A 14,048-nucleotide genomic window follows, 5' to 3' on the forward strand; every position below is an offset into this window, starting at 1 on the left:
GACCCCGCGCTACCGCTCGGTGGAAGCACCTGCGGCGGCGTGACTCTCGGACCGGACGGGTCCACCGACCGACCCGTACACGTGGCGGGTGCCGATCGGAACGATGAGCGGACGGTCGGACATCGGATCGTCTATCACGGCGGCTTCGAGGCCGAACACGTCGAGCAGCAGCTGCTCGGAGATGACGTCCTGTGGCCTGCCCGAGGTGACGATCCGGCCCTGCTTCATCACGATCAACCGGTCGCTGTACCTGATTGCCAGGTTCAGATCGTGCAGGACCATGACGATGGTGCGGCCGAGTTCGTCGTGCAGGCGGTCGACGAGATCCAGGACCTCGATGGAGTGCGCCAGATCGAGATAGGTGGTCGGCTCGTCGAGCAGCAGGATATCGGTGCCCTGGGCCAGTGCCATCGAGATCCAGGCGCGTTGCCGTTGGCCACCTGACAATTCGTCGACGGGTCTGTCGGCGAGGTCGCTGATTCCGGTCAGTTCGAGTGCGTTCGCGACCTCTGCCTCGTCGTCCGAGCTCCACTGCCGGATCCACGATTGGTGGGGGTGACGACCGCGTGACACGAGATCTGCGACGGTCAGTCCTTCGGGAGCAGTGGGCGCCTGAGGCAGCATCCCGAGGGTGCGGGCCACCTCTTTGGTCTTCATCGACGAGATCGCCCGACCGTCGAGCATCACGCTGCCGGCCTTGGGCTTGAGCAGGCGGCCGAGCGAACGCAGCAGCGTCGACTTTCCGCAGCCGTTGGGTCCGATGACCGTGGTGATGACACCGGTGTGAATCTCGAGATCGAGGTGTTCGACGATGGTGCGGTCGCCGTACCCGAGGCTCAGATCGTTCGCGATCAGACGCGAGGTGTGGCTGGTGGTCATACGGAGGCCTTTCGGTTACTGCGAACGAGTAGGTAGAGCAGGAACGGTCCACCGAGGGCCGAGGTGACGATGCCGACCGGGAGTTCCACCGGCAGAATCGTGCGCGCGATCAGATCGCTTGCCACGACCAGCAATCCACCGAGAAGTGCCGACGCGATGATCGGCGGGCCGGGCGTTCGCAGCACCCTCAGCGCTATTTGGGGAGCGGCGAGCGCCACGAATCCGATGGGTCCCGCGGCGGCGGTGGCGATCGCGGCGAGTGCGACGGCCGCGAGCAGCATCATGGCCTGACTGTGTTGCAGACGGACCCCGAGCGATCGTGCGTTGTCGTCGCCGAGTCGCAGGGCACCCAGAGTGAACGTCGCGACGACTGTGCCGCCACCGACGAGGACGACCGCGATGGCGACCGGCCAGACCGCGGACCAGTCCGCTCCGTTGAGTGACCCGTTGAGCCAGACCTGAGCGCGGGAGACGTCGTTGATGTCGGCGCTGATCAGCAGCCAGCCGATCACCGCGGTGAGCATGGCGTTGACGGCGATGCCGACCAGAATGAGCCGGAATCCGTCGACGCCCTTGCGCCAGGCGAGGGTATAGATCGCGATGGCGGTGAGCAGGCCGCCGATCAAGGCCGCCAGAGGAAGGCCGAGGGTGGCGAGCAGCCCGCTGAAGCTGCTGCCACCGCCGAGCACGATCAACGCGACGGCCGCGGCACTGGAACCGGCCGTGATGCCCAGTATGTCGGGGCTGGCGAGGGCGTTGCGGGAGATCGACTGCGTGATCGCGCCGGATATACCGAGGGCGGCCCCGACCAGGAGCCCGGTCAGTGATCGGGGCAGCCGCAGGTCCATCACGATGAATCGTTCGATCCTCGAACCGCCGCCGAGCAGCACGTCGAGGACCTGCACGATCGACAGCGGGAAGTCGCCTCGGCCGATGTTCACACACATGACCAGCACCAGCGCCGCAGCCAGTAGGACGGTCGTCAGTACCATCAGTGGCCGTCGGACCATCGAGATCGGACCGAGGCGGAACGCAGGCCGGGTGCGAACGCCGCCGTGGCCGGGCGTCGGTGTGGGGGACTGCAGGTCGGCGGTCACAGGCCGACCAACTTCCGGCGTCGGACGAGAGCGATGAAGAACGGCGCTCCGATCAGTGCCAGAACGATGCCCACCTGAAGCTCGCCCGGGCGCACCACGACTCGGCCGATGACGTCGGCGATCATGAGCATCACTCCGCCCATGAGGCCTGCATACGGGACGAGCCAGCGGTAGTCGGGTCCGGTCACCGCGCGGGCGATGTGCGGGACGACGAGGCCGACGAACGCGATAGGCCCGCATGCTGCGGTCGCTGCACCGGTGAGCAGCGTGATGGCGAGGATGCCGACGGTTCGGGTGATCGCGATGTTGGTCCCGAGGGATCGTGCGACGTCCTCGCCGAGGCTCATGACGTTCAGGCCGGGGGTGCTCGCCAGTGCGATGAGGACGCCGATCACCAGGAACGGCAGGACCTGCCACAGTACGTCGAGGCCGCGTCCGGCAACGGATCCGACCACCCAGAAGCGGTAGCCGTCCAAGCTGGTCTGATCGAGCAACACAACGGCGTTGGTCATCGCCGAGAGAAAGAATGCGACGCCGGCTCCGGCCAGGGCGAGATTGACCGGACTCGATCTGCCCGACCCGATCGACGACAGTCCGAAGACGACGATGCTCGCCACCGCCGAACCGGCGAACGCGAACCACAGGTACTGACTCGGCGAGGTGAACCGAAACAGATAGATGGCCATGACGACGAAGAACGCCGCCCCGGAATTGAGGCCGAGCAGGCTGGCGTCTGCCAACGGGTTACGGGTGTGCCCCTGGATGAGAGCGCCTGCGATGCCGAGTGCGATGCCGACGACCAGTGCGAGCACCGTGCGTGGGATCCGCAACGTGCGCACGATGATGTCGGTGTCGGTGCCCGTCGAATTCAGCAGCGCATGGGCAATTTCGGCGAACGTCAGTGGCCGCGCGCCGATGGCGATACTGGCGAGGATGCCCGCCACGAGCGCGACGACCAAGACTGCCAGGCCGAGCAACCTGCGCTTTCGGATCGCCGCGACCGAGCCGTCCTTGGGAATGGGCTCGAATCCGTCTGCTGCCGCGGTCTTGTCGCGGACCACTTCCGACGACGACGTGTCGATCCGGAACTGACGACGCAGAGCCCGGCGTGCGCCGAGGGGGCCATGGGTCGAGGTGTCTCGCAGCGTGAGCCCCAGCCAGCGCTTGCCGGTGCTCTGGCCCTCGTTGCCGTCGCGGTATCCGCGGTTCCAGACGAACAGAGCCGCCGTGACGCACACCGCGATGGTGCCGAACACGAATCGGTCCGCTTGGCCGCCACCGTTGTCGTCACGAAGCGCGTCGACGATCGACCAGCCGACGAACAGGGGGATCAGCACGATCAGTGCGTCGATCGCGGCTGCAGCGAGGCGAGAGCTACGCGGCGGCGGCCCGGTGGGCACGTCCTCGGTCCCGTACGGCTCGTCGGAAGACCGGCGTGCGCCGTGGGGGCCGAGTAGCGGAGCTGTTGTCACAGTGCTCGTGACTCCTCGCTGTTTCGAAGGGACACGGTTTAGGTTACGGAACCCTTCCTCGGCGCGTGAGGTGAGGTAAGGGTAGCGGTGCCTGACCGCTTTACGATCTGGTTAGGCTAACCTACATTAAGTGGGTAGGGGTGCGACGCGTGCACCCGCCGGGAAACTGAGGAGCGATCAGGTGTCAGTTGCAGCAGCGTCGTATACGGGTTGGGCCGATGTGCATCGATTCTCGAGTCGATCCGGCGGGGCGGCGCTGTTGGCCGACTCGTGTGCGACCCTGCGTGCACTCAACTCCGATTACCCGCGGATGTACGCGGTGGCAGCGATGGCGAACGAGGGCAAGCGCCGTTGGTGGCAGTTGGCGGTGGGTCTCGACGACGGTCGCGTCGAGCAGATGTACCGGCGATCGCTCGAGGATCTCGACGTTCCCGAAGCTGCGGCAGTGCAGGTCGCTACGGCTCTGATCCATGCCGTCGTCGGGCGCGTGGCCGCGCTGCTGGTGTTGGAGGCACGAGCTTGGGATCCGGGCATCGAGAATCTGTGGATCCACATGGACAGTGATGGCGGGATCGATTGGGCGGGAGTGACATCGCCGATCCTGCGCGTGCTACCCGAGGATCCCGCTGCGGGTGAGCCCGGCACCGTCACACTTCCGTGCGAACAGGCTCTGTTGGTCTGGACTGCACACCGATGCACGACGTCGCTCGGCGCGGTGTTCCGCGCGATCGCCGAGCGCGCACCGCTGGATGCCCGGGTCTTCTGGGCTCTGGTCGGCGACGCCATCCTGGGGGCCTCGACGTATGTACCGATTCTGGCTGGGGCGAGCGCATCGGCAGGTGCGCGCCGGGGTCAGATGCTGCTCGACGCCATGGTCGCGGCCGGGGCACCCGTGCGGTCACGCGTCGGCGTTCCTGGCCGCGCGAGACTGCGGGCATCATGAAGGCCTTGCGCCGGAACTAAGGTTTGCCTATGCTGACTTCGTACCAACGGACCGCGCCGGAGTCCTGAGGGCTGCAGTGACTCCCGGTCCTTGCCACGGTGGGCCTCTCGTTCTTCGCGAACGAGAGGCCCACCGATTTTTGTGGGTCCATCGTCGTGTATCTCTGAACGGGAGCCGACTGCCGAGTCGGCCACCCTCTCGACGCAACCGGAAGGCACAGCAATGACGGACTCGAACGGCACCACGGGGGAGACCTCCTTCGACACCATGACGCCGGAACAGCTCACCGAATTGTGTGCACGGGGATTCGACGGGGTCGTGGGCCTGCGGTACCTCGAGGTGTCCGGCGACGAGGTGCGCGCGGAATGGACCGTCACTCCGCAGCTCCATCAGCCGGCCGGAATCATGCACGGTGGGGTTTTGTGCTCGGTGGTCGAGTCGGTGGCGAGTATCGGCGGATCGGCCTGGTTCGGCTCCCGGGGGCACGTGGTCGGAACCAACAACAACACCGACTTCCTGCGCGCGACTCGATCGGGAACCTTGGCCGCGCACGGACATCCGATTCATCGGGGCCGCACCCAGCAGCTCTGGCAGGTCGACATGACGGACGAGAGTGGACGCCTGGTTGCTCAGGGCAAGGTCCGGCTGGCGAATATCGAAAACACGGCGCATCTGGGACAGTGATGCCCATGACGGGACACAGCGACAGCGCCGACTCTTCCATCCGGCCGGGCGCAACTTCACTGACTGCCGACGCCTTCGATCGCCTCGAATCACTGTTCGGTCCCATCGACGACGAACTCGCGCAGCATTATCCGGGTGACCGAGTCGGTGGCCAGCCCTCTCACACCGTCTACGTATCGGCCTCGGATGCGTCGGCGGCTGTGCCCGCCGAATGGGGTGCTGCCGCTCTGGCAATCCTGGACGCCCACCCCGAGGCGTTCGCCGGACTCGACACCCAGAACGCCTTACCTCTCGTACGCGACCGACTCGGAAGTGCGCCCATCCAGGACCTCAGATTCGATTTCGAGGACGGTTACGGATGGCGATCCGACGCCGCCGAGGACCGCCACGCGACCGCAGTCGGGGCAGCACTGTCCACTTTGGCCGAAGATCCGGCCGGACCGACGTGGCTCGGGATCCGTGCCAAAGGGCTTGCCGCACATGAGCGTCGGCGTGGGATTCGAACCCTGGAGCTGGTCCTGGACGGAGCCGGGGGAGTGCCCGACGGCTTCGTGTTCACCGTACCCAAGCTCCGCGCCGTCGAGCAGGTAGCCGCCGTGGTCGCCCTGTGCGAGGAACTCGAACGTGCGCACGGCCTGACCGAGCGCGCCCTTCGCTTCGAGCTGCAGATCGAGAGCCCACAGGCGGTGATCGGTGCCGACGGAACGGCGACCCTCGCGAGGGCGATCACCAGGGCGGACGGCCGCTGCACCGCCCTGCACTACGGGACCTACGACTACAGCGCCGCCTGCGGAATCACCTCTGCACAGCAGTCACTGGCCCATCCGGTGGCGGACCATGCGAAGAACGTCATGCTGGCGGCAGCGGCGCAAACCGGGGTATGGGTGTGCGACGGTTCGACTCAGGTGGTGCCGACGGGCGATTCCGCGCAGGTGGCTGCGTCCGCGCGTCGACATTTCGAGCTGGTGACCAGATCCCTCGAGCGTGGTTTTTATCAGGGTTGGGACATGCATCCCGGCCACCTGGTGACGCGGTGGTCGGCGACATTCGGCTTCTTCCGTCAGGCCATGCCGGTCGCTGCTGCTCGGCTGGGCAGCTACCTCGATCGCCAGGGTGGTGAAGTGATGGACGAGCCGGCGACAGCGCAGGCGTTGGCAGGCGTTCTGGTGCGTGGCCTGGATTCGGGTGCGTTCGGCATCGCCGAGTTGCAGAACGTGGCTGCCGGCATCGACCGAAACGTGCTGCGGGGACTGCTCGATCGATCGGTGACCGTGCCGCTCGGATGAGGTGCGTCGGCGCGCTCCGCTGCCGGCGGGTCGTAAGCGTGTCAGAATTGCCGGGCACCATCACCGATCGGGACGGAGAACTCCAATGCGGTTGTCTCCGCACGAGCAGGACCGACTGCTCGTCAGCTACGCGGCCGAGCTCGCTCGGCGTCGCCAGGCACGCGGCCTCAAACTCAATCACCCCGAGGCGATCGCGGTCATCACCGATCATCTCCTCGAGGGTGCCCGCGACGGCCGGTCGGTCGCAGACCTGATGTCCTCGGGTCGCGAGATTCTCGGGGCCGACGACGTCATCGACGGCGTGCCCGAGTTGCTCCCCGAGGTGATGGTCGAAGCGACCTTCCCGGACGGCACGAAACTGATCACGGTGCACGAGCCGATCTCGCCGAAGCGGGGTGACGGTCACCTGATTCCGGGCGAGATCATCACCGTCGCAGGCGACATCGAGATCAACGACGGCGCCGAGGTGATCTCTATGGCCGTCGTCAACGCGGGAGATCGACCGGTACAGGTGGGTAGCCACGTGCATTTCCCGCAGTCGAACGCAGCTCTGCAGTTCGACCGCGAACGGGCGCACGGCTGCCGCCTCGACATCCCCGCGGGCACGGCGGTGCGTTTCGAGCCCGGCATAGAACAGACGATTCGGCTCGTGCCCCTCGGCGGCACGCGCGAGGTACACGGATTGAGCATGACACCTCCCGGAAAGTTGGACAGCTGATGGCGCGTATGAGTCGCAGTCGATACGCCCAGTTGTTCGGTCCCACCACGGGTGATCGAATCCGCTTGGCAGACACCGATCTTCTGATCGAGGTCACCGAGGACCGCAGTGGTGGCCCCGGCAACGCCGGTGAGGAGGCCGTGTTCGGCGGTGGCAAGGTGATCCGTGAATCGATGGGTCAGTCCAGGGCAACCCGCGCCGACGGCGCTCCCGATACGGTCATCACCGGGGTTGTCGTCGTCGACTACTGGGGAATCATCAAGGCCGATCTCGGTATTCGCGACGGACGCATCGTGGCGCTGGGCAAGGCGGGCAATCCCGACACCATGACCGGGGTGCATCCCGATCTCGTCATCGGCCCGTCCACCGAGATCATCGCGGGCAACGGAAAGATCGTCACCGCAGGCGGTATCGACTGCCACGTCCACCTGATCTGCCCGCAGATCAAGGAGGAGGCTCTCGGTGGCGGCATCACCACGGTGATCGCAGGCGGTACCGGTCCCGCCGAAGGGAGCAAGGCCACCACAGTCACCCCGGGCGCATGGCACCTGTCTCGGATGCTCGAGTCGCTGGACGACTGGCCGATGAACATCGTGCTCCTCGGCAAGGGCAACACGGTCAATCCCGACTCGATGTGGGAGCAATTGCGCGCAGGCGCATCGGGTTTCAAACTGCACGAGGACTGGGGATCGACCCCGGCCGCGATCGACGCGTGCCTGCGAGTGTGCGAGGACGCAGGCGTTCAGGCAGCGTTGCACTCGGACACTCTCAACGAGGCCGGATTCGTCGAGACCACCCTCGATGCGATCAGGGGACGCGGAATCCACGCGTATCACACCGAGGGTGCGGGCGGCGGGCACGCACCCGACATCATCACCGTGGCGGCGCAGCCGCACGTCCTCCCCAGCTCGACCAACCCGACGCGGCCCCACACCGTCAACACCCTGGACGAGCATCTCGACATGCTGATGGTGTGCCACCACCTCAGTCCATCGATTCCGGAGGATCTGGCCTTCGCCGAGAGCCGAATCCGGCCGTCGACGATCGCAGCCGAGGACCTGTTGCACGACATGGGTGCGATCTCGATGATCGGAAGCGACGCTCAGGCCATGGGCCGCATAGGGGAGGTGGTTCTGCGCACCTGGCAGACGGCCCACGTGATGAAGTCTCGTCGAGGCTTCCTGGCCGGCGACAACGGAGCCGACAACAACCGAGTGATGCGCTACGTCGCGAAATACACCATCTGCCCGGCCGTCGCACACGGCCTGGACGACGAGATCGGTTCGATCGAACCGGGGAAGCTCGCTGACCTCGTGCTGTGGGATCCGGCGTTCTTCGGCGTACGTCCCCACATGGTGATCAAAGGCGGCATGATCGCCTGGGCTGCCATGGGCGATGCCAACGCGTCCATCCCGACCCCGCAGCCCGAACTGCCGCGTCCGATGTTCGGGGCATCGCCGAAGGCGGCCGCTGCGACCTCACTGCATTTCGTTGCCCCACAGGCGATCGAGGACGGACTCGCTGGACGTCTGAACTGTGATCGACGGCTGGTTCCGGTCAAGAACGTGCGCGGTGTCAGGAAGTCGGACATGGCGCTCAACGACGCTCTGCCCGATATCCGAGTGGATCCCGACACCTTCACCGTGCGGATCGACGGTGACGTGTGGACGGAGCAGCCGGCAACCGAACTGCCGATGGCGCAGCGATACTTTCTGTTCTGATGCCCGATTCCCGATTGCAGGTGACGACGCTTCTCTCGCTTGCCGATTCCCGCCTGCCCACTGGTGGCCACGTGCACTCCGGCGGAGTGGAGGAAGCTATCGCCTCGGGCTTCGTTCGAGACATCACGACGCTCGAGGCCTTTCTACGACGACGCATCCGAACCTCCGGGGCCACAACGGCGTCCATTGCCGCATCGCTGGTGTACGGGTCGTCGAGCACGGACGAGGCAGATGCCGAATCCGACGCACGAACACCGTCCCCGGCCGCGAGGTCCGCTTCCCGTGCTCAGGGCCGCGGACTGCTTCGGCTGGCCAAATCTGCTTGGCCGCATCATGATTGGGCGGCCATCGGCCGCAAGCCGCATCTGGCCGTTGCCGCCGGACACGTCGGACTCGCGGCGGGCCTGTCGGTTACCGACACGGCCGCCGTGCAGGTGTACATCACCATGACCGGGTCGGCGATTGCCGCCCAGCGTCTGCTCGCGCTCGATCCGGCCGAGGTCGCGGCGTGCACCATCCGGTTGGGCGACTTCTGCGACGACGTGACCGCGGCGGTGTGCGAGTGCCTGCCCGAGCTGATGGAGTTGTCGGATCCGTTGCTGGACATGTTCGCCGAAGCCCACGCCGTCCGCGATCGGCCGTTGTTCGTATCCTGAGTACGGATCCATTTTTTCTCTAGCGACAAGGAGTTCGACATGCCCCCGCACCTGATCGACGGTGAGCCCCACGACCACGGTTTGGATCGGCCCAAGCGCGCACGGGTGGCAGGTGACGCGCTGCGCGTCGGCATCGGTGGACCCGTCGGTTCCGGGAAGACGGCGTTGGTTGCTGCACTGTGCCGCGAACTGCGCGACGAACTTTCGCTCGCCGTACTCACCAACGACATCTACACCACCGAGGATGCGGACTTCCTGCGTCGGCACGCCGTGTTGCCCGACGAGCGCATCACGGCGGTCCAGACCGGTGGATGCCCACACACCGCGATCCGAGACGACATCACGGCCAATCTCGACGCCATCGACGATCTGATCGAGAACAACCCGCCCCTGGATCTGATTCTCGTGGAATCCGGTGGCGACAATCTGACGGCGACGTTCTCGTCCGGTCTGATCGACGTGCAGATATTCGTCGTCGACGTTGCCGGGGGAGACAAGGTGCCGCGTAAGGGCGGTCCCGGTGTGACTTTCTCCGACCTGTTGGTCGTCAACAAGACCGACCTCGCTCCGTACGTCGGAGCTGATCTCGGTGTCATGGAACGGGACGCGGCTCAGGTACGCGAGGGGCGCCCGACTGCGCTGATCTCCCTCACCGACGATCCGGCGGCGACCATGGTGCTCGAGTGGGTGCGGGAGCAGCTGAAGGTGATCGCCGACGCCGACGCGCACGCCCACACACACTGAGCGTCGATGCACACAGAGCTCTGCATCGACGCGAGCCGCAGCCGCAGCCCACGCATCACCTCGGTGGGCGGACTCGCCGGCCGACAGACCGGACCGGACACGGTTCACCTGATCGGAACGGCGGCAACTCCTCTCGGCGGCGACACCATCGTGGTCAGAATCTCGGTGGCGGCCGGCGCGCACCTGGAGGTGCGTAGCGTCGCAGCCTCGTTGGCGATGCCCGGTGGGCTGCATCGTCACTCCTCCGCGCAGTGGCACTTCGAGGTCGGTGCAGGTGCGTCGCTGGTCTTCGACCCGGAACCGATGGTCGTCGTCTCCGACGCCTCGCACTCGGTGATCAACACCGTTGTGCTGGAACAGGATTCGACGTTGTGGTTGCGAGAGCGAACGCAGATCGGCCGCTTCGAGGAAGCGTCGGGACAGTGGAGCAGTGCGATGCGATGCGACGTCGGAGGCAGCCCGCTGCTGCGTCATCGAGTGGAACTGGGCGCGGGATCGGTTGCGTACGACGCATTGTCGACACCGCTGTCGATGTCCAGCACGCTGAGGTATCCCGATACCCGGGCGTCCGAGGTCGATCTCGCCGACGGGAGCGTCCGGCTGTCGCTGGCCGGAGGCGGTTCGCTGAGTACGTCGGTGGGGCGTCGTCTACAGCCCGTCGATTCGCTCGGCTGAGACAGAGCCCCGACAAACGAACGACGCACGGGCCGACGGTATGTCGTCGGCCCGTGCGTCGTAGTCGTAGCGACGGGTCAGCTGCTGATCAGCCTGCGGCCTTCTCGCGTTCCTGTTCCTGATCGGCTGCGTCCGTCTTGACGGCACCCGCACGTTCGAGAGAGTTGAGTTGCTCGATGGCCAATCGCGCGAACACCTGCTGTTCGGTCGACGCCATCTGCGCGCGGCCCTTGCCGAGGAACGTCACGAACCACGAGATGACAGTCGTGATGCGGCTGCGGTAGCCCACGAGGTAGTACAGGTGCAGAGCGAGCCACATGAGCCAGGCGATGAATCCACCGAACTCGAGCTTGCCGACCTTGGCGACGGCGTTGAATCGCGACACCGTCGCCATCGAACCCTTGTCGAAGTACTTGAACGGGGCCCGCTGCGCGGGATCGTCCTGGCCCTTGACCGATGCCTTGATCAGCTTGGCAGCGTAGGTCGCTCCCTGAATGGCACCCTGCGCCATGCCCGGAACGTCCTTGACCGACATCAGGTCGCCGACCACGAACACGTTCGGGTGACCCTTGACGGTGAGGTCCGGTTCGACCAGCACGCGTCCGGCGCGATCGGTCTCGGATCCGGACTGGTCGGCGAGCTGCTTGCCGAGTGGGCTGCCCTGCACGCCTGCGGACCAGACCTTGCACTGCGCCTCGATGCGACGCGTCGTGCCGTCCTTCTCCTTGACGGTCAGGCCGTCGTTGTCGACGTCGGTGACCATCGCGTTGAGCTGGATTTCCACGCCGAGCTTCTCGAGCCGCTCGGCGGCCTTGCGGCCGAGCTTCTCACCCATCGGCGGCAGCACGGCCGGCGCGGCGTCGAGCAGGATGACGCGGGCGTCACGCGGATCGATGTTGCGGAAAGCTCCGTCGAGGGTGCGATCGGCGAGCTCGGCGATCTGCCCGGCGAGCTCGACACCGGTGGGACCCGCGCCGACGACCACGAAGGTCATGAGGCGGTCCTTCTCCTCTTGATCGTCGGAGAGTTCGGCCTGCTCGAACGCTCCGAGGATGCGTCCGCGCAGTTCGAGTGCATCGTCGATGGTCTTCATGCCGGGCGCGAACTCGGCGAAGTGATCGTTGCCGAAGTAGGACTGCTGTGCGCCTGCCGCGACGATGAGGCTGTCGAACGGAGTGACGGTGATGCGTTCGAGGAGCTTGGACGTCACCGTCTTGGCCTCGAGATCGATGTTCAGCACGTCTCCGAGCAGCACCTCGGCGTTCTTCTGCTTGCGCAGGATGACGCGGGTGGTGGGAGCGATCTCGCCGACGGACAGGATGCCTGTCGCGACCTGATAGAGGAGAGGCTGGAAAAGGTGGTGTGTCGTCTTGGCGACGAGGGTGATGTCGACGTCGGCTTTCTTGAGCGCCTTGACGCCGAACAGACCTCCGAACCCGGAACCGATGACGACGACGCGGTGACGCTTCGATTCGAGCGGTTGGATGCTCATTACCTGCTCCCTAACGATTGCGGTGTGAGGTCAACGGTAGTCGCCATCGATCGCGACGTCTCGACAAGGTCGTCGTGTCTGTGGTGGCAGCGCGCACCTATCGGCCGGCTGCTGCGCGCTTCGCCAGTTCCACGGTCGCGGCTCGCAGTTCGGCAGCCGAGCCGATCGGAGTCGCATAACCGACCCTGGTGTACGCGATTCCGCGCGGCGTGTGCACCTTCAGATCCAGTCCGTAGCGGTCCGCTGCCGTGCACTCCGCGGACGTCGCATCGGGAAAGCCGCCCAGTTCGCGGGCCATCGCAGTCAGCGACGTCGAGTGGTCGGCGTTGAGGTGCTCGACCGCGTACGCGGAGGTCGGCGACACCGGATCGGGCGCGGCCTGGGAATACGCTTCGGCAGTTGCCGAATCCATCCGGCCGTATCCGCCGACCCACCGGACCCGATGCACGCGCATGACCCAGAGCGTGAAGTCGCTGTAGTCGAGGTAGTACTTCGCCGCCGGTACGCCGTCGAGGTGCGCCGCGCGTGCTGCGGCCAGCTCGTCGCCCTCCGGCCGCTCGACCACACCTGCCAGCGTGATTCGGCCCGACGCCAGCGGATCGGTCTGCGATTGCGGTGCCACGATCGACAGGCTCATCCGTTGATCGCCGGTGAGGTTGCGTCCATGTTCGGCCATTCGCGAGACACACAGAACGGGAGCGCCGTCGAGCAATCCGTACGTGACGAACGAAGCCCAGGGATCGCCGTCCGCGGTCAGGCTCGCAAGAGTTGCGGTGTTGGTGGACGCAGCGATCGTGCGTGCTTCCTCGGCCGCGGACGGCCGGCGGTCCTCGACGACGGGGGCCAGGGGAGGGGGAACGGACGGGGCGTCACCGGGATCGCCATGATCGAGTGCCATGCGCAGAAGCTTACGGCGACGACCTACAGGAGGTCTCGGGCATGAACGAGCGCGTCGGCGACGAGTGCGACACCGAGTACGACGAAGATGACGCGCACCGTCGGCGGGCCGTACCGCGTCAGAGCCCGCACGGTCGCGGTGAACGCCCGCCTGGAACGTCGACTCTTTCTCGAAGCCAGTATCAGAACGAGGATGGGCGGTAGCAGCCCGATCAGGCAGTACACGACGACGATGGCCGGCCACCACGGCGGACGGGGATCGTAGGTCGAGAGCATCGTCAACCCGGCGAGATACGGCACTGCCGTCGGGCCCTGCACCAGACCGATCGTCAGTCCGGTCAGGGCAACGACGGGAATGCTCGAGCCGGCTCGGGCTGCCCACGCCGGCGGGCGACGTTCGGTGGTGCGCAGTGCACCGAGACCGATCAGCACCAGCCCCACAACCAGTTCCGTGCGATACCGGAGCGTGGCAGTGATGGTGATGTCGAACAGATCGGTGAAGAAGTCGATGCCGAGAACGGTGAGGATGCCGAACGTGGTCGTGGCCGTGAACACTCCGCCGACGAACGCCAGCCCGGCTCGGAAAGGAGACCGGCGGGTGGTTCTCGAATGCACAGCGATGGCAGCGGTCACGCCGATCAGCAGCACGTCGAGTGAATCGAGTAGTGCAAATCCGACAAGCGCAAGCAGCAAGGTCACCATGGAGGGTCCAGGATATCGGTCAGTCGAAGGTGACCTTCTCGGTGACGACGGCCTCGGCGGTCCGGCCGGGAATCGGTTGCAC

At 66.0% G+C, this 14,048-nt stretch carries 14 protein-coding genes; 8 read left to right on the top strand and 6 right to left on the bottom strand.

The window, feature by feature from the left end; all coding sequences use genetic code 11:
- Nucleotides 1–9: 9 nt before the first annotated feature.
- From R3P95_RS22940 to R3P95_RS22950, 3 genes are all read right to left on the bottom strand, one after another.
- Nucleotides 10–879 carry an ABC transporter ATP-binding protein gene (locus R3P95_RS22940; RefSeq protein ID WP_269594070.1) on the bottom strand — a complete coding sequence of 290 codons (870 nt, stop codon included), beginning with the start codon at nucleotides 877–879 and terminating at the stop codon, nucleotides 10–12.
- Nucleotides 876–1,889: a FecCD family ABC transporter permease gene (locus tag R3P95_RS22945; protein WP_231893713.1), complete on the bottom strand. Its 1,014-nt coding sequence runs from the start codon at nucleotides 1,887–1,889 to the stop codon at nucleotides 876–878. Before R3P95_RS22945 ends, R3P95_RS22940 begins: the two co-directional genes overlap by 4 nt.
- A gap of 83 nt (nucleotides 1,890–1,972) precedes the next feature.
- Nucleotides 1,973–3,448 (bottom strand): FecCD family ABC transporter permease, encoded by a 1,476-nt coding sequence (locus tag R3P95_RS22950; protein WP_317549614.1) that lies wholly within the window; start codon nucleotides 3,446–3,448, stop codon nucleotides 1,973–1,975.
- A 181-nt stretch (nucleotides 3,449–3,629) separates the two neighbouring features.
- Here R3P95_RS22950 and R3P95_RS22955 point away from each other — a divergent pair, with 181 nt between their 5' ends.
- From R3P95_RS22955 to R3P95_RS22990, 8 genes are all read left to right on the top strand, one after another.
- Nucleotides 3,630–4,391 carry a hypothetical protein gene (locus R3P95_RS22955; RefSeq protein ID WP_394855460.1) on the top strand — a complete coding sequence of 254 codons (762 nt, stop codon included), beginning with the start codon at nucleotides 3,630–3,632 and terminating at the stop codon, nucleotides 4,389–4,391.
- A gap of 267 nt (nucleotides 4,392–4,658) precedes the next feature.
- Nucleotides 4,659–5,075 (top strand): PaaI family thioesterase, encoded by a 417-nt coding sequence (locus tag R3P95_RS22960; protein WP_255183164.1) that lies wholly within the window; start codon nucleotides 4,659–4,661, stop codon nucleotides 5,073–5,075.
- 5 nt (nucleotides 5,076–5,080) lie between these two features.
- Nucleotides 5,081–6,361 carry a DUF6986 family protein gene (locus tag R3P95_RS22965; RefSeq protein WP_317549615.1) on the top strand — a complete coding sequence of 427 codons (1,281 nt, stop codon included), beginning with the start codon at nucleotides 5,081–5,083 and terminating at the stop codon, nucleotides 6,359–6,361.
- An 85-nt stretch (nucleotides 6,362–6,446) separates the two neighbouring features.
- Complete coding sequence (locus R3P95_RS22970; protein ID WP_094670151.1) at nucleotides 6,447–7,079, top strand: urease subunit gamma; 633 nt, start codon at nucleotides 6,447–6,449, stop codon at nucleotides 7,077–7,079.
- Nucleotides 7,079–8,800 (top strand): urease subunit alpha, encoded by a 1,722-nt coding sequence (locus tag R3P95_RS22975; RefSeq protein WP_094641743.1) that lies wholly within the window; start codon nucleotides 7,079–7,081, stop codon nucleotides 8,798–8,800. Before R3P95_RS22970 ends, R3P95_RS22975 begins: the two co-directional genes overlap by 1 nt.
- Nucleotides 8,800–9,456 (top strand): urease accessory protein UreF, encoded by a 657-nt coding sequence (locus R3P95_RS22980; RefSeq protein ID WP_149405740.1) that lies wholly within the window; start codon nucleotides 8,800–8,802, stop codon nucleotides 9,454–9,456. The genes R3P95_RS22975 and R3P95_RS22980 overlap by 1 nt, the downstream gene beginning before the upstream one ends.
- A 39-nt stretch (nucleotides 9,457–9,495) precedes the next feature.
- Nucleotides 9,496–10,200: an urease accessory protein UreG gene (ureG, locus tag R3P95_RS22985; protein WP_094641747.1), complete on the top strand. Its 705-nt coding sequence runs from the start codon at nucleotides 9,496–9,498 to the stop codon at nucleotides 10,198–10,200.
- Between the two features lie 6 nt (nucleotides 10,201–10,206).
- Nucleotides 10,207–10,875 carry an urease accessory protein UreD gene (locus R3P95_RS22990; protein ID WP_317549616.1) on the top strand — a complete coding sequence of 223 codons (669 nt, stop codon included), beginning with the start codon at nucleotides 10,207–10,209 and terminating at the stop codon, nucleotides 10,873–10,875.
- 88 nt (nucleotides 10,876–10,963) lie between these two features.
- On the opposite strand, the gene R3P95_RS22995 is transcribed toward R3P95_RS22990, so the two are convergent.
- From R3P95_RS22995 to R3P95_RS23005, 3 genes are all read right to left on the bottom strand, one after another.
- Nucleotides 10,964–12,367, bottom strand: a complete 1,404-nt coding sequence (locus R3P95_RS22995; protein WP_269594078.1) for an NAD(P)/FAD-dependent oxidoreductase — start codon at nucleotides 12,365–12,367, stop codon at nucleotides 10,964–10,966.
- A gap of 97 nt (nucleotides 12,368–12,464) precedes the next feature.
- Nucleotides 12,465–13,265 (bottom strand): HugZ family pyridoxamine 5'-phosphate oxidase, encoded by an 801-nt coding sequence (locus R3P95_RS23000; RefSeq protein WP_269594079.1) that lies wholly within the window; start codon nucleotides 13,263–13,265, stop codon nucleotides 12,465–12,467.
- A 23-nt stretch (nucleotides 13,266–13,288) separates the two neighbouring features.
- Nucleotides 13,289–13,966 (bottom strand): GAP family protein, encoded by a 678-nt coding sequence (locus R3P95_RS23005; protein WP_094641753.1) that lies wholly within the window; start codon nucleotides 13,964–13,966, stop codon nucleotides 13,289–13,291.
- Between the last annotated feature and the right edge of the window lie 82 nt (nucleotides 13,967–14,048).

Source organism: Rhodococcus cercidiphylli, from assembly GCF_033042225.1.
In the GTDB taxonomy this organism is placed as follows: Bacteria; Actinomycetota; Actinomycetes; order Mycobacteriales; family Mycobacteriaceae; genus Rhodococcoides.